Origin of the sequence: Pseudarthrobacter sp. NIBRBAC000502771 (genome assembly GCF_006517215.1) — a bacterium.
GTDB lineage: Bacteria > Actinomycetota > Actinomycetes > Actinomycetales > Micrococcaceae > Arthrobacter > Arthrobacter niigatensis.
Genome location: NZ_CP041187.1, coordinates 115,628 through 130,719, shown reverse-complemented (window position 1 = coordinate 130,719; position 15,092 = coordinate 115,628). Strand labels below are relative to the sequence as shown.

Annotated in this window: 13 protein-coding genes; 11 read left to right on the top strand and 2 right to left on the bottom strand. The window is 63.4% G+C overall.

All coding sequences use genetic code 11. The features are described from left to right. The first annotated feature begins 33 nt into the window (after window positions 1–33). The 5 genes from NIBR502771_RS00585 to NIBR502771_RS00565 all read left to right on the top strand — a co-directional run bounded on the left by NIBR502771_RS00585 (window position 34) and on the right by NIBR502771_RS00565 (window position 6,009). Window positions 34–1,545, top strand: coding sequence for a CoA-acylating methylmalonate-semialdehyde dehydrogenase (locus NIBR502771_RS00585; RefSeq protein WP_141158002.1), 1,512 nt, complete (start codon window positions 34–36; stop codon window positions 1,543–1,545). A gap of 92 nt (window positions 1,546–1,637) precedes the next feature. Next, the gene (locus tag NIBR502771_RS00580; protein ID WP_141158001.1) at window positions 1,638–2,549 is read left to right on the top strand and encodes a sugar phosphate isomerase/epimerase; all 912 of its coding nucleotides are present in this window, start codon (window positions 1,638–1,640) and stop codon (window positions 2,547–2,549) included. 31 nt (window positions 2,550–2,580) lie between these two features. After that, entirely contained in the window at window positions 2,581–3,594 is a 1,014-nt protein-coding gene (locus tag NIBR502771_RS00575) for a Gfo/Idh/MocA family protein (protein WP_141158000.1), read from the top strand. Between the two features lie 73 nt (window positions 3,595–3,667). Beyond that, window positions 3,668–4,540, top strand: coding sequence for a sugar phosphate isomerase/epimerase family protein (locus NIBR502771_RS00570; RefSeq protein WP_141157999.1), 873 nt, complete (start codon window positions 3,668–3,670; stop codon window positions 4,538–4,540). 11 nt (window positions 4,541–4,551) lie between these two features. Continuing rightward, a complete protein-coding gene (locus NIBR502771_RS00565) occupies window positions 4,552–6,009 on the top strand; it encodes a sugar porter family MFS transporter (RefSeq protein WP_141157998.1) in 1,458 nt (485 codons plus the stop codon). A gap of 369 nt (window positions 6,010–6,378) precedes the next feature. On the opposite strand, the gene NIBR502771_RS00560 is transcribed toward NIBR502771_RS00565, so the two are convergent. Both NIBR502771_RS00560 and NIBR502771_RS00555 read right to left on the bottom strand, forming a co-directional pair. Then, entirely contained in the window at window positions 6,379–7,398 is a 1,020-nt protein-coding gene (locus tag NIBR502771_RS00560) for a sugar phosphate isomerase/epimerase (protein ID WP_141157997.1), read from the bottom strand. Further along, complete coding sequence (locus NIBR502771_RS00555; RefSeq protein ID WP_141157996.1) at window positions 7,395–8,573, bottom strand: Gfo/Idh/MocA family protein; 1,179 nt, start codon at window positions 8,571–8,573, stop codon at window positions 7,395–7,397. Before NIBR502771_RS00555 ends, NIBR502771_RS00560 begins: the two co-directional genes overlap by 4 nt. Window positions 8,574–8,724: 151 nt before the next feature. Between NIBR502771_RS00555 and NIBR502771_RS00550 the strand changes: the two genes are divergently transcribed. The 6 genes from NIBR502771_RS00550 to NIBR502771_RS00525 all read left to right on the top strand — a co-directional run bounded on the left by NIBR502771_RS00550 (window position 8,725) and on the right by NIBR502771_RS00525 (window position 15,066). Beyond that, the gene (locus NIBR502771_RS00550; RefSeq protein ID WP_141157995.1) at window positions 8,725–9,732 is read left to right on the top strand and encodes a LacI family DNA-binding transcriptional regulator; all 1,008 of its coding nucleotides are present in this window, start codon (window positions 8,725–8,727) and stop codon (window positions 9,730–9,732) included. Window positions 9,733–9,867: 135 nt separating this feature from the next. Then, window positions 9,868–10,863: a substrate-binding domain-containing protein gene (locus NIBR502771_RS00545; RefSeq protein WP_141157994.1), complete on the top strand. Its 996-nt coding sequence runs from the start codon at window positions 9,868–9,870 to the stop codon at window positions 10,861–10,863. Window positions 10,864–10,926: 63 nt separating this feature from the next. Further along, entirely contained in the window at window positions 10,927–11,994 is a 1,068-nt protein-coding gene (locus NIBR502771_RS00540; protein ID WP_141157993.1) for an ABC transporter permease, read from the top strand. A 12-nt stretch (window positions 11,995–12,006) separates the two neighbouring features. Next, window positions 12,007–12,942 carry an ATP-binding cassette domain-containing protein gene (locus NIBR502771_RS00535; protein ID WP_141157992.1) on the top strand — a complete coding sequence of 312 codons (936 nt, stop codon included), beginning with the start codon at window positions 12,007–12,009 and terminating at the stop codon, window positions 12,940–12,942. 103 nt (window positions 12,943–13,045) lie between these two features. Continuing rightward, a complete protein-coding gene (locus tag NIBR502771_RS00530) occupies window positions 13,046–14,044 on the top strand; it encodes a Gfo/Idh/MocA family oxidoreductase (protein ID WP_141157991.1) in 999 nt (332 codons plus the stop codon). Continuing rightward, window positions 14,041–15,066: a Gfo/Idh/MocA family protein gene (locus NIBR502771_RS00525; protein WP_141157990.1), complete on the top strand. Its 1,026-nt coding sequence runs from the start codon at window positions 14,041–14,043 to the stop codon at window positions 15,064–15,066. The genes NIBR502771_RS00530 and NIBR502771_RS00525 overlap by 4 nt, the downstream gene beginning before the upstream one ends. Window positions 15,067–15,092 lie beyond the last annotated feature (26 nt).

Here is a 15,092-nt window from a genome sequence, read left to right as displayed (position 1 = left end):
TTCATCCCCTTCGAATGCTCAAGGAAGAGTCCCATGACTGCCACCACCACCGAAACCGTCATTAACCACTTCATCAACGGTGCCGAAACCGCCGGCGAGGGTGCCCGCACCACCAACGTGTACAACCCGGCCACCGGTGACGTCTCCGCCACCCTGCGCCTGGCTAACCGCGCCGACCTGGACACCGCCGTCGCCGCCGCCCGCAAGGCCGCCGACACCTGGGGCGACATCTCCCTGGCCAAGCGCACCGCGGTGCTGTTCAAGTTCCGGGAACTGGTCGCCGCCCACCTCGAAGAGTTGGCCCAATTGGTCACGGCTGAGCACGGAAAGGTGATCTCCGACGCCAAGGGTGAAATCGGCCGTGGCCTGGAAGTTATCGAGTACGCCTGCGGCATCCCCACCCTCCTCAAGGGTGACTACTCGGACCAGGTCTCCACGGGCATCGACGTCTTCAACTTCCGCGAGCCCCTCGGTGTCGTGGCGGGTATCACCCCGTTCAACTTCCCGGTCATGGTGCCGCTCTGGATGGCCCCGATGGCGATCGCCACCGGCAACGCCTTCATCCTCAAGCCCTCGGAGCGCGATCCCTCCGCCTCGCTGCTGCTGGCCAAGCTCTGGAAGGAAGCCGGCCTGCCGGACGGCGTGTTCCAGGTCCTGCACGGCGACAAGGAAACCGTTGACGGGCTGCTGACCCACCCGGACGTGGACGGCATCTCCTTCGTCGGTTCCACTCCGATCGCCCAATACGTCCATGAGACCGCCACCAGGCACGGCAAGCGCGTCCAGGCCCTGGGCGGGGCGAAGAACCACGCCATCGTGATGCCTGACGCCGACCTGGACAACGCCGCCGACCACCTCGCCGCCGCCGCCTTCGGTTCCGCCGGTGAACGCTGCATGGCGATCTCCGTCGCCGTGGCCGTCGGGGACGCAGCCGACCTCATCGTCAAGAAGGTCGAAGAGCGGGCCCTGGCCGTCAAGGTCAACAACGGCACCGCGCCGGACGCCGAAATGGGCCCCGTCATCACGCCCGCCTCCAAGGACCGCATCGTCAGGATCGTCACCGAAGCCGAGGCCGCAGGTGCCGCCATGGTGGTGGATGGCCGCGACCTGGTGGTCCCCGGGCACGAGAACGGCTTCTGGGTCGGCCCCACCGTGCTCGACCACGTCAAGACCGAAATGACTGCCTACCAAGAGGAAATCTTCGGACCCGTCCTGGTGGTGGTCCGTGTCGACACCCTCGAAGACGGCATCAAGCTGATCAACGCCAACCCCTACGGCAACGGCACCGCCATCTTCACTTCCTCCGGCGCCGCCGCCCGCAAGTTCCAGCGCAGCGTCACCGTGGGCATGATCGGCATCAACGTGCCCCTGCCCGTCCCGGTGGCCTACCACTCCTTCGGCGGCTGGAAGGCTTCCCTCTTCGGCGACAAGCACATCTACGGCCCCGAAGGCGTCAGCTTCTACACCCGCGGCAAGGTTGTCACCTCCCGCTGGCCCGAAACCCACCACGCCTCCGGCGCCTCCTACAACTTCCCCTCCAACTAGGACACCCCCGCCGATTGCTCCGTAACCGCCGTTATGAGCGTCCAAAAGGGCGGTTACGGAGCAATCGATGCAACGAAAAGGACAACGCTGTCATGACTGAAAACAAGTTGATCATCGGCACGGCGCCGGACTCCTGGGGTGTCTGGTTCGCGGACGACCCCAAGCAGACCCCATGGGAACGTTTCCTCGATGAGGTGGCCGAATCCGGCTACAAGTGGATCGAACTCGGACCGTACGGCTACCTGCCCACCGACCCCACCCGCCTGGCGGAGGAGCTGAAGCAGCGCGACCTGCAGATCTCCGCCGGCACGGTGTTTACCGCCTTCCACCGCGGCCTTGACCAGTGGGAAACCGCCTGGGAACCGGCCCGCAAGGTCGCCGAGCTCACCGCGGCCATGGGCGGCGAGCATATCGTGGTCATCCCCGCCATGTGGCGCGATGACGTCACCGGTGAAGCCGTGGAAAGCGGCACGCTGAGTGAAAAGGCCTGGAAAGACCTGTTCGCCGGCCACAACCGCCTGGGCAAGACCCTGATCGAGGACTTCGGCCTGAAGCAGCAGTTCCACTCCCACGCCGACTCCCACGTTGGCGCGCAGGCGGACATCGAAACGCTGCTCGGAGCCACCGATCCCCAGTACCTGAACCTCTGCCTGGACACCGGACACGCCGAGTACTGCGGCGCCTCCAGCTTGGAACTGATCAAGAACTACCCGGACCGGATCGGCTACCTGCACCTGAAGCAGATCAACCCGGACATCCTCAGGAAGGTGAACGAGGAAAACATGACGTGGGCCGCCGCCAACCTGGCCGGCGTCATGACCGAACCGCCCAACGGCCTGCCCGACCTGCGCGCGGTCATCGAAGCAGTGGAGGCGCTCAACCGGCCCATCTTCGGCATCGTGGAACAGGACATGTATCCGGTGGCCTTCGATGTACCGATGCCCATTGCCAAGCGCACCCGCAACTACCTGCTGTCCTGCGGCTCCCGCACCGCCGTCAGCTAACCCCGTCCCAGACACCAAAAGGAACAAAACAATGACTGAAACCCTCCGCGTCGCCGTCGTCGGCGCAGGCCGCATGGGCGCCGACCACATCCAGCGCCTCAACAAGCGCATCCACGGAGCTGAAGTTGCCGCCGTCGTCGACGTCGACCTTGCCCGCGCCCAGGCCGCCATCGAAGGCATCCCCGGCGCCGTGGCACTGGCCGATGCCGAGGAAGCCCTCAACAACGGCGATGTCAACGCGGTCCTGATCGCCACCCCCGGCTTCCTGCACGAGGACATCCTGCTCAAGGCCCTCGCCAGGGACATTCCGATCCTCTGCGAAAAGCCCCTCACCCCCGACGCCGCATCCTCCTGGAAAATCGTCGAAGCCGAGGTGGCACTGGGCCATCAGCGGATCCAGGTGGGCTTCATGCGCCGCTTCGACGCCGAATACGCCACGCTGGGTTCGATCATCCGCAACCACGAACTCGGCGAACTGCTCATGCTGCACCACCAGCACCGCAACCCGGGCACCCCCGAGGGCTTCACCAACGAGATGCTGATCAACGACTCCGTGGTCCACGAATTCGACGCCATCCGGTTCTTCACCGGCGAGGAAATCACCAGCGTCCAGGTCCGCCTGGGCAAGGCGACCAGGAACGCCCCGAACGGCCAGCACGATCCGCAGCACGTCCTGCTGGAGACCGAGTCCGGCGTCCTGGCCGACGTCGAAATCTACGTCAACGCCAAGTTCGGCTACGAGGTGGCTACGCAGGCCTCCTTCGAAGAGGGCATCGTCAGCATTGGCGGCGACAAGGGACCCTACACCCGCAGCGCCGGCCATTGGGGCGGCAACGTCACCCCCGGGTTCGAGGAGCGGTTCGGGGCAGCGTACGACGTCGAAATCCAGTCGTGGGTGGACGCGGCACTTAAGGGCGAAATCGGCGGCCCCTCCGCCTGGGACGGGTACGCCACGGCGGCGTGCTGCGAAGCAGGCGTCGAAGCGCAGAAGAACGGCGAAAAGGTCGCCGTGAAGCTGGCCGCAAAGCCCGATCTCTACAAGTAGGACAGGAGAAGGGGACGGAGCCACTCCGTCCCCTTTCCGTTCCCCCTGACTGATCCACAATGGAGTGTTTTTCGTGAAAATCGCACTTGACCCCACCCCGTTCCACCACTCGCACAGCCTGCTGGAGTTTCCCAAGGTGGTGGCGGACCTCGGCTACAAGTACATGCAGATGACCCCGCATGCGGACTTCATCCCCTTCTTCAACCACCCCAAAGCGGACGACGAACTGGTCGGCCAGCTGAGGAAGGCCTGCAAGGACGCCGGAATCGAGATCGCCAGCGTGCTGCCGGTGCTCCGCTGGTCCGGGCCGGATGAGGACTCCCGCGAGGCAGCTGTCCGCTACTGGAAGCGCGCCATCCAGATCACCGTGGACCTGGGCGTCAGCACCATGAACACCGAGTTCAGCGGCCGGCCCGAAAAGGCAGAGGAATCCGAGCGGGCGTTCTACCGTTCCATGGAGGAACTGCTCCCGATCATCGAGCGGGAGGGCATCGACCTGCTGATCGACCCCCACCCCGATGACTTCGTGGAGGAAGGCCTTGCCGCCATCCGGGTGATCCGCGGCGTGAACTCGAAGAACGTGGGCATGGTCTACGTGGCCTCGCACAGCTTCCACATGAAGAACTCCCCGCTGGACATCATGCGGGCGGCGGGGGACAAGCTGCGCCTGGTCCACGTGGCCGACACCATGGACCACCACGCGTCGCACGGGCTGCGCTACATCACCAACCCGCCAGGCAACCCGGTCCGCGTCCACCAGCACCTGAAGATCGGCGACGGCGACGTCAACTGGGACGAGTTCTTTGGCGGCCTGAAGGAGATCGGCTTCCTGGACCGGGAGAATACTGTGATGGTCTCCAGCGTCTTTGCCGAAAACGAGCATGCCGAGGAGGTCTCCCGCTACCAACTGGAGACCATGCATGACTACATAACCAAAACGAAATAGTGGATGCGCCCATGGAAAACAGCAAAGGAACCCTGACGTCGCCCGCTGCAGTGGGAACGCCCGCCACTGCCAGGGCCTCCACACCGTCCAAGCCGTCCGATCCGAAGAAGTTCATGCGTAAGGTGGCGCTGTTCTCCACCTTCGGCGGCCTGCTCTTCGGCTACGATACCGGCGTCATCAACGGCGCCCTGCCTTTTATGCAGCGCGACCTCGGCCTGACGCCGCTGACCGAAGGGCTTGTCACCTCCACGCTCCTGTTCGGTGCAGCGTTTGGCGCCATCAGTGCCGGACGCCTGTCGGACCGCTTCGGCAGGCGCAAAACCATTATGGGGCTGGCGCTGATCTTCGTCGTCGCCACCATCGCCTGCACTGTCTCTCCGAGCACTGAACTGCTGATAGCTGCCCGGGCCCTGCTGGGCCTCGCCGTGGGTGGTGCTTCCGTGATCGTGCCCGTGTACCTTGCGGAAATGTCACCGGCGGCCCAGCGCGGCCGGATCGTGACCCAGAATGAACTGATGATCGTCACCGGCCAGTTCCTGGCCTTCACGTTCAATGCAGTATTGGGCAACGTGTTCCCCGGAGAAGCGCACATCTGGCGCTGGATGCTGGTGATCGCTACGCTGCCGGCCGTTGTGCTGTGGTTCGGGATGCTGGTCCTGCCGGAAAGCCCCCGCTGGCTTGCGTCGGCCGGCCGCTTCGGTGCCGTCCTTGAAGTGCTGCGCTCCACCCGTGCCGCCGGGGACGTGTCGGCGGAGTTCGACGAGGTGCGGCAGGCAGCCCGGGAGGACTACCAAGCCAAACTCGGAACGGTCAAGGACCTCACCGTTCCCTGGATCCGCAGGATCTTCGTGGTTGGCCTGGGGATGGCGGTCATCAACCAGATCAGCGGCGTCAACGCCATCATGTACTACGGCACCTCCATCCTGTCCTCATCAGGATTTGGTGACCGCGGTGCCCTGATCGCCAATGTCCTTAACGGCATCACGTCCGTGGTGGCCGTGGTCATCGGGATGTACCTGATGTCGCGTGTGCCCCGTAAACCCATGCTGATTGTGGGACTGTGCGGCACGTCCTGCTCACTTTTGGCCATTGCGGTCATCTCGATGGCGCTGCCAACAAGTACCCTGCGCGGCTACCTGGTACTGCTGTTCATGGTGACGTTCCTGGCTTCCATGCAGGGCTGCATCGGCACCGTAACGTGGTTGACCTTGTCAGAGATTTTCCCGATGCACGTCCGCGGCGTCGCAATGGGCATCTGCGTCTTTGTCTTGTGGATGGTCAACTTTCTCATCGGCTTCTTTTTTCCACAGATGGTCGCGTGGATCGGTGTTTCCGCCACCTTCCTCATCTTTGTGGCACTGCAGCTCGGGGCTATCGTCTGGGTGAAACGCGTAGTCCCCGAAACTAAGGGCAAGTCACTCGAAGAGCTCGAACATCTGTTCAAGGAGCGTTCCGGAGTGGCTGCCTAAGCGCACCGCCGGACGGTACACCGCACCGCCCCGCACTCCCGCACCATAAAAACGTCCGACACCGCCAGGCGTCGGACGTTTTTGTCCACACTAGAGGGGTTGCCAGAGCGCGGTTGCCCTCTTCAACAGGGCACATTGCCGGCGCCGCCCGATCCGGCAGAAAGCGTTGCCGGTTTCGGGCGCTTGATGATTCCCCGCGCTGCCGTTGGCATGGTATCTGCAGGGCTTCCCGACTTCACTAAGCCACAATCCGAATTTGCACGGTTCGCGCTCTTTGCCGCGGCGGAATCCATTGGGGTGTTGAATCCGGGGACAGTAAGAGGGGCGGCGCAAACGCGCCGCCCCTCTTACTGTCCGGGTCCCCAGCGTTTATCGGGCCGGGTCTAATGAAGCGGAGAGAGCCGCGTCGGCCTCCTTCAAGACCTTCGCAGCGACCTCAAGGCCCTCGATCCTGCCCAGCGAGACATCTTCGTGCTCGATATTCACCAGCATGTCCGGGTCTACTTCGTGCAGTGCGCGCAGGAACTCGGTCCAGAAGGCGGTGTCGTGCCCGCGTCCCAGGGCAACGAAGTCCCAGGCGGAGTCCTTTGGCCACTCATTGGCCCACTCGTCGCCGCCGAGGTTGGTCCGGTTCTCCTCCGGGGAGAGCCGGCGGAAGCTGTTGTCCAGTACGCCGTACAGCGCGGCGTTGTCCCTGTTAACGCGGACGTCCTTGGCTGCGGCCTGGAACACCAGGGGGCCGAGTTCCCGCACCACGGCCACCGGATCCATCTGCTGCCAGAACAGGTGGGAGGCGTCCAGTTCTACGCCGACGTGCGTTGCACCGGTTAGCTCGATGAGTTTGCGGACATCCGCGGTATTGAAAACGAGGTTCTGTGGATGGAGTTCAAGAGCCACCTTCACGTCGTGGTCCGCAGCAAGACGGTTCATTTCCTTCCAAAATTTCACTGCCGCGCCCCACTGGTAGTCGAGGACATCCAGCGCTGCCGAGTTCCAGGCATTGACCACCCAGTTGACGGTCGTGGCGCCCGGTTCGCCTCCTGGCAGGCCGGACATGGTAACAACCCTGTTCTGCCCCAGGCGATGTGCCAACCGGACGGAACGGCGGATGTCTTCGGCGTGCTTCTCGCCGATCTCGCGCTTGGGGTGCAGCGGGTTGCCGTTGCAGTTCAGGCCGGCAATGGAGACGCCAGTTCCTTCGAAGATCGCCAGGTAGTCATCCCGCGCCGCGTCACTTTCGAGGATCTGGTCAAAATTGGGGACATGCACGGCGGGGAGGAATCCACCCGTGTTGATTTCAATGCCCGTGAGGCCAAGATCGGCTATGACCTTCAAGGCTTCCGGAAGGGGACGGTCATGCAGGATCGCGTTGTAGACGCCGAGTTTCATATCGTGATTTTCTTTCCGTTGTTAAGGGCGGATTCGGCGACCGCGCCCAGCAGTTCCATGTTCCGCACGCCCTCGTCGAACGTGGCGCAGCGGGGGAGCGACTCTTCTTGGCTGAGGCCGGCAACCTCTTCGAGGAATGCACGCGCTTGGTAGCCGAAGGCATCGTTCTGGCCAAAGCCAACTTCGGGGGCGTCCATGGCGAGCCCTCCCGCGATGTACGGGTGGCCCGGGCCCAAGATGACCTGCCGGTAGCCATTTTCGTTGCCGGAGTCGTCGTTGAGGAACAGCTGGATTTCGGCCGGGCGGCGCTGGTCGAACTTTGCGGCGCCGTTTTCGCAGAACACCTCAAATTGAAGGCTGTTGGCATGCCCGGCAGCTACGCGGGAGACTTCAAAGCTGCCGGCACCGGTGGCGAATTCCGCGTTGAAGGCCGCGTAGTCGTCGTTCTCGACGGCTTCGAAGGTGTCGCCGACGGCAACGTGGTCATGGCCCATTACGGCAGCGAGCGGCAGCGGCCGCTTGTCGATGACCGTGGCAAACTGACCGCCCGAGACCGACTGGATGTCCCCACACAGGAACTCGGAGATGTACGTCAGGTGGGATCCGACATCGGCAAGTGCGCCCGAGCCGGGGCCGCCCTTGTAGCGCCAGCTCATGGGAGCGGACGGGCTGAAGCCGTAATCGGTCCAATAACGGCCGCTGAAGTGCAGCACGTTGCCCAGGACTCCGGTCTGGATAAGGTCCCGAATGTATGCGATGCCGGGCGTACGGCGGAAGGTGAAGCCGATCCGCGCGATGCTGGACGCGCCGCGGGCAGCAGTAGCCATTACCCGGGCGTCTTCGATTGAATCACTCAGCGGCTTTTCGCACAGCACGTGCTTGCCGGCGGCGAGCAGGCCTTCGACAACTTCGCGGTGCAGGGAGTTGGCGATGACGACACTGACGACGTCAATGTCGTCCGCTTCGGCGATTGCCTGCCACGAAGTGTCATTGCGTTCGTATCCGAAGCGCCGGGCGGCAAGAGAGCCGAACTCCGCGTTGACATCGCCGATGGTCACCAGACGCACGGGCGGCAGCGCTGGGCTGTAGAGGGTGGATGCCATCCGGTATGCGGCAGCGTGGGCCTTGCCGGCCATGCCTGCACCGATGACGGCTACACCAAGGCTTTCAGCCATTGATTTCTCCTTTGAAAATGAGCCGGAGGAAGACCTCTTCCGGCTTTTTGTAGCGCTACAATTTTGACGCTGGCTTTGAGCGTAGCTATGTCTATATGTCCTGTCAATCCTTTGGCGCGATATCCTCAAGGCCGCAACGAAAGGCAATCCCATGGTGAATGACAGTCAAAAAACGCGGCGGCCAACCATCTATGACGTGGCAAAACACGCGGGCGTATCGCCGTCGTTGGTTTCCCTGGTGCTTCAGGATCCGGCGCGGGTGAGCGCCAAGCGGCGCGAAGCCGTGCGGGCAGCCATCTCCGAGCTTGGTTACCGGCCCAGCCGCGCGGCCACCGCCCTCGCCAGCAGTCGCACCAAGAGCATAGGGCTGGTCATCGACGACTACCGCAATCTCTGGTTTGTTGATCTGCTGCGTGGAATGGAATCTGCGCTGAGCCCGGAGGGCTACCGTGTGATGCTCGCTGATTCCAGGCCGGGCGAGAATCGCATCAGCGAAGCCGTTGACGGCCTGCTGGCCATGCATGTTGACGCGCTCGTGATAGCCGCCGAACCCAGCCCCTCCATGCTCGCGGGAGCCGAAGTGCCGACCGTCGTCGCGGGGTGGCGCAGCGGCGTGCCTGCGGGGGCCGACTTGATTTCCAATGACGACGAGGGCGGGGGTGTGTTGGCAGCGGACCATCTGCTGGGTCTTGGCCACACGAAGATCGGTCACCTGTCCGGGGTGGGTGGAGCTGCTGCCCATCGCAGGGCCGGCTTCGCTAGGCGCCTCAAAGAAGCGGGGGTGCACCTACACATTGCGGGTGAGTCCGGCGGGACGTCGGAGGAAGACGGCTACGCCTCGGCCTGCTGGATCCTGGATCATCATCCGGATACGACAGCCATCTTCGCCGCGAACGATACTATGGCGCTCGGCGCACTGGCTGCTTTTAGGGAGCGCGGACTGTTGGTTCCCGGCGACATTTCGCTGATCGGGTATGACAACTCCACGTTGGCAAAATCGAGGTACCTCGACATCACTACCGTTGATAACCGAAGTGACATGGTCGGCGTCGGCGTTGCCCGCGTGCTTCTGGCGCGCCTCGAGGATCCCTCCCTTCGCCCCAGCCGCACACTCATTGATCCGGAGCTCGTACTTCGCAGCACCACCGCGTCACGCTGACTGATAAAAAGTAACAACATCCTAATGTCAGGACAAACTATTGACTTCTGTGAATTGAATCACCAAGATCGGTGTAGAGGGCTTTGAGCCCCTGCAGAGTGGCAGGGCCGTAACCCCGATCAAAGGAGATATATCGTGAAGAAGTTTTCGTGGCGGAAGGCGGTCCTGGTGGCGGCCGTCGTTCCTATGATGGCTCTAAGCGCTTGTTCCACCCAAGGCGGTAAGCCCGCCGACAGTGGCAATGCCGCCGGCGGGGGTCAGGCCGTCAGTACTGCCCGGATGAAGGTAGCCCTCATCACCCACGCTGCAGCGGGCGATACCTTTTGGGACATAGTCCGCAAGGGTGCTGAGGAGGCTTCCGCAAAAGATAACGTTGAACTGCTCTACACCAGCGACCCTGAGGCAGGCCGCCAAGCTCAGCTCGTCCAGCAGGCCATCGACCAGAAGGTTGACGGGATTGCCGTCACACTCGCCACCCCAGACGCGCTCAAGGACGTGCTAAAGAAGGCTACCGACGCCGGCATTCCGGTGGTGAGCCTGAACGCGGGCGAGTCGGTCTCAGCCCAGCTCGGGGCATTCACCCACTTCGGCTCCAATGAACAGCTTGCCGGGCAGGCGGTCGGAGCCAAGCTCGCCGAACAGGGCTTCAAGCACCCCGTCTGCGTCATCCAGCAGCAGGGCCACGTTGGACTTGAAGCGCGCTGCGCCGGCGTCAAGACGAAGGTTCCGGGCACGGAGATTCTGTATGTCGACGGCAAGGATATGACGTCGGTCCAGTCCACTGCGACGGCAAAGCTCCAAGCGGCGAAGGACGCTGACGTAATTATCGGCTTGGGCGCACCGATCACCCTTACGTTGCTCAAGTCCGTCACGGACGCGAGCAGCTCTGCAAAGGTTGCTAGCTTCGACCTGAACGCAGACCTCGCCCAGAAGATCGTAGATGGTGCTGTTATCTTCACCGTGGACCAGCAGCCGTGGCTGCAGGGCTACCTGTCCGTTGATTCGCTCTGGCAGGCCAAGCGCGGCGGCTTCAAGATTGGTGGCGGTCAGCCTGTTTTGACCGGTCCCACCATTGTGGACAAGTCCAACGCATCTGACGTCCTCAAATTCGCCCAGCAGGGCGTCCGCTAGATCCAGGCTTTAGGCCGCGCGGCGGATACGGCCGCGCGGCCTGACCAACAAGGAGTTCTTCCTATGGCAAAGACAGCAACCCTGACGCCGGCACCGGCCTCGGTTCCCGTGCCCCGCGCCGACGAAAGAGTAGGCCAACGAAGCGCCGTCCAGAAGCTCCTGGGCCGCCCAGAGGTGGGCGCACTCGTCGGCGCCGTGGTGCTCTTCGTCTTCTTCGCACTGGTTTCCTCGACCTTTACCCAGCCCAACGCACTGGCCACCGTCCTTTACGGCAGTTCCACAATCGGGATTATGGCGGTGGGGGTGTCGCTGCTGATGATCGGCGGCGAGTTTGACCTCTCCACCGGTGTTGCCGTCATCAGCTCAGCGCTGACGGCCTCCCTGTTCAGCTGGAACTTCTCAATGAACGCGTGGGTCGGCGTCGTGCTGGCGCTCGTCGTTTCCCTCGGCATCGGTTTCATCAATGGCTGGATCCTGATAAAAACGAAACTTCCCAGCTTTATCGTCACCCTCGCCACGTTCCTGATGCTGACGGGCCTGAATCTGGCACTGACCCGTCTCATCGGGGGCAGCGTGTCCTCCCCGTCCATCTCCAAGCTCGACGGTTTTGACTCGGCCCATGCCGTGTTTGCGTCGTCCATCAGCATTGGTGGGGTCGAGGTTAAAATCACGGTGTTCTTCTGGATCATCCTCGTCGCTGTGGCGTCCTGGGTCCTGCTCCGCACCCGGATCGGCAACTGGATTTTTGCCGTTGGTGGCGACGCGGACGCCGCCCGCGCTGTGGGTGTTCCGGTGAACAAGACGAAGATCGGCCTGTTCATGGCGGTGGGCTTCTGCGGCTGGATCCTGGGCATGCACAACCTCTTCGCCTTCGATGCCGTGCAGTCCGGTGAGGGCGTAGGCAACGAGTTCCTTTACATCATCGCCGCGGTGATCGGCGGGTGCCTCTTGACCGGTGGTTACGGCTCAGCGGTGGGCGGCGCAATCGGTGCGTTCATCTTCGGAATGGCCAACAAGGGCATTGTCTACGCGCAGTGGAACCCGGACTGGTTCAAGTTCTTCCTCGGCCTGATGCTGCTGCTGGCCACCATCGTGAACCTCATCGTCAAGCGCCGCGCAGAGCTCAAGTAAGGGGAGAAACAAATGAATGCCAACCAGATCGACCAACAGGCCCTGCTCAAGGATGAAAAGGACCCCTTGACCCACACCCCCGTCCACCTGCTCTCCCTCGAGGGCGTGGGCAAGCACTACGGGAATATCATCGCCCTGAGCGACGTCACTATGGCCGTGGACAACGGCCGCGTCACCTGCGTACTGGGCGACAACGGTGCGGGAAAGTCCACACTGATCAAGATCATCGCCGGCCTGCACCAGCACGACGCAGGAGTCCTGAACGTCATGGGCGAGGAACGGAAGTTCAGCTCCCCCCGTGACGCCCTCGACGCCGGCATCGCCACCGTCTACCAGGACCTCGCCGTGGTCCCGCTGATGCCCATTTGGCGGAACTTCTTCCTCGGCTCGGAACTCACGTCCGGCTTCGGCCCATTCAAGAGCATGGACGTCGAGAAGATGAAGGCCATCACCCTCAAGGAACTTGCCGAGATGGGGATCGACCTGCGCGATGTGGAACAGCCCATCGGCCAGCTCTCCGGCGGCGAGCGCCAGTGTGTTGCTATTGCCCGGGCGGTGTATTTCGGAGCCAAGGTCCTCATCCTGGACGAGCCGACGGCGGCCCTCGGCGTGAAGCAGTCAGGCGTAGTCCTGCGCTACATTCTCCAGGCGAGGGACCGTGGACTCGGCGTCATCTTCATCACCCACAACCCGCACCACGCCTTCCCGGTGGGGGACCGGTTCCTGCTGCTCAAGCGCGGAAAGTCGATCGGTTACTACGACAAGAAGGACATTTCGCTGGACGAGCTCACGGCCCAGATGGCCGGCGGCGCAGAACTCGCAGAACTTGCCCACGAGCTTGAACAGCTCGGCGGACACGGCGATGTGGTCAAGGAAGTCCAGGCCGAGGTTGCCGACGTGAGCCACACGTCCGAGCCCTCAAGGGACAGCAGCCCGCGGCACGTATAGCAGGACCGTCAGCAGGACCGGACGGGCCCGCCGGATATGAACCGGAAGGGCCCGCCGCTACCTGCCAATGGTGTAGGAAAAGAACAGCAGACGGGAAGACAGCATGCCGATCCGGGTTGGCGTCATTGGCGCCGGTCTCATGGGAGCAGACCACATCAAGAACTTGAGCACCGCCATCAGCGGGGCCGACGTCACCTTCGTAGCAGACCTCGACGCCGGGCGGGCCGCGGCGGCGGCGCCTCCGTCGGCACGCATCACCACCGATCCTTCCGAGCTGATCAACTCCAGCGAGGTGGACGCCGTCGTTGTTGCCTCGCACGACTCAACGCATGCCGGCCTGGTGCTGGAATGCTTCGAAGCGATGACCCCGGTGCTGTGCGAAAAACCGCTGGCGCCTACGTTGCTCGAAAGCCGTGAAGTCGTGGCGGCCGACGCTGACATCGTGGCTGCCACCGGGGCATCGCTGCTGTCGCTGGGCTTCATGCGGCGCTTTGATCCCGGGTACGTGGCCCTGCGCAGGTCCGTGCAGGAACGGGCCCAAGATGAGCCGCTTATGGTCCACTGCACCAGCCGCAACGCAGCTGCAGGCCCCGGCACCACAGCTGAATCCGCCATTACCAACTCGGCCATCCACGAGCTGGACATCATCCCCTGGCTGCTGGGCTCGCCCATTACGGAAGTCTCCTGGCAGTCGGGGCGGAGCACCAGCAATGCTGAAGGCCGCCTGCAGGACCCCGCCTTCATGCTGCTCAGGACCGCCGACGGAACCCTGACCACTTTGGAGCTGTTCCTGAATGCCCGGTACGGCTACACGACACGCTGCGAAGTTGTCTCCGAAGGCGGCGTCACCGGGCTGAAGGACACTGCCCTGCTCAGCGTCGAAGAAGCCGGAACCCGGCGGGCCGCCGTGCCTGCGGACTGGCGGCCCCGCTTCGCCGATGCCTACCGGCTGCAGCTCCAGGCCTGGATCACGGCCCTGCGCCACGGCGACCAGCCGTCCCTGGCCTCCGCCTTGGACGGCCTCCATGCCTCCCTCGTGGCACAGGCGATGATCCACTCCCTGCACAGCGACGGTGCCTACACCAAGGTCAACTACGCGTGAGCAGCCGAAGCCTGCCGGTGTCCAGAGTGCCCGACTCCAGGGATGCGCCGGCACTGCGTTGGGGAATCCTGGGGCCCGGCTGGATTGCCTCCCGCTTCACCGAGTCGGCCCAAGCCCACACAGACCAGATGATCGCCGCCGTCACCTCCCGCTCACTCGATCGCTCCAAGGTCTTCGCTGAGTCCTACGGCATTCCCGCAGCCTATGGAAGCTACGAGGAGCTGGTGGCCGATCCGGGCATCGACATCGTCTACGTCTCCACGCCCCACACTGCACACCACCCTGCGGCGGTCCTGGCACTCAACGCCGGCAAGCACGTGCTGGTCGAAAAGCCCATCGCACTCAACGCGGACCAGGCACGTGACATTGCCGAGCGTGCAGGAGCCGCGGGCCTGTTTGCCGCCGAAGCCATGTGGACCTTCTTCCTGCCAAAGTTCGATGTCATCCGGCAGGTCCTGGAGAGCGGAACCCTGGGAACCATCACCACAGTGGTGGCGGAATACGGTGAGCACTTCGAACCCGCGCACCGCATCTTCGACCCCGGGCTCGCAGGTGGCCCGCTGCTGGACTTCGGCACGTACCCGCTGGCCCTGGTCACCGAAGTCCTTGGCCGGCCCAAAAAGCTGCACGCCCTCGGCCAGCAGCACCCTTCAGGGGTCAACGCCCAGCTCTCTGCAGTGATGCAGTTCGCCGGCGGCGCCCAAGCCGTCGTCAACACCCACGTCCACAACTTCACTCCCACCGCCGCCACGATCGTTGGGTCCGCGGCAACGCTGGCCCTGGACGGTCCCTTCAACATGCCGGGCGGGTTCGAGCTTCGGTTCCCGAACGGGGAACGGCTGCGTTACGCCGAACCTGCCGGCGCCCACTTTGACGGGCTCCATTATGAAGCCGCAGCTGTTGCCCGCTCCATCGGCGCCGGCGAGGTCCAAAGCCCGCAGCGCCCCCTCGCTGCTTCCATTCGCACCCTGGAAGTAGCCGACGAAATCCGCCGCCAGCTTTCCATCGAGTTTCCAAGCTAGGGCAGCAGCCTGCCTGGGTTTTTATT

Coding starts and splice junctions, on each gene's coding strand:
- NIBR502771_RS00585 (WP_141158002.1), top strand. CDS start 34: ATGACTGCCACCACCACCGAAACCGTCATTAACCACTTCATCAACGGT.
- NIBR502771_RS00580 (WP_141158001.1), top strand. CDS start 1,638: ATGACTGAAAACAAGTTGATCATCGGCACGGCGCCGGACTCCTGGGGT.
- NIBR502771_RS00575 (WP_141158000.1), top strand. CDS start 2,581: ATGACTGAAACCCTCCGCGTCGCCGTCGTCGGCGCAGGCCGCATGGGC.
- NIBR502771_RS00565 (WP_141157998.1), top strand. CDS start 4,552: ATGGAAAACAGCAAAGGAACCCTGACGTCGCCCGCTGCAGTGGGAACG.
- NIBR502771_RS00560 (WP_141157997.1), bottom strand. CDS start 7,398: ATGAAACTCGGCGTCTACAACGCGATCCTGCATGACCGTCCCCTTCCG.
- NIBR502771_RS00555 (WP_141157996.1), bottom strand. CDS start 8,573: ATGGCTGAAAGCCTTGGTGTAGCCGTCATCGGTGCAGGCATGGCCGGC.
- NIBR502771_RS00550 (WP_141157995.1), top strand. CDS start 8,725: ATGGTGAATGACAGTCAAAAAACGCGGCGGCCAACCATCTATGACGTG.
- NIBR502771_RS00540 (WP_141157993.1), top strand. CDS start 10,927: ATGGCAAAGACAGCAACCCTGACGCCGGCACCGGCCTCGGTTCCCGTG.
- NIBR502771_RS00535 (WP_141157992.1), top strand. CDS start 12,007: ATGAATGCCAACCAGATCGACCAACAGGCCCTGCTCAAGGATGAAAAG.
- NIBR502771_RS00530 (WP_141157991.1), top strand. CDS start 13,046: ATGCCGATCCGGGTTGGCGTCATTGGCGCCGGTCTCATGGGAGCAGAC.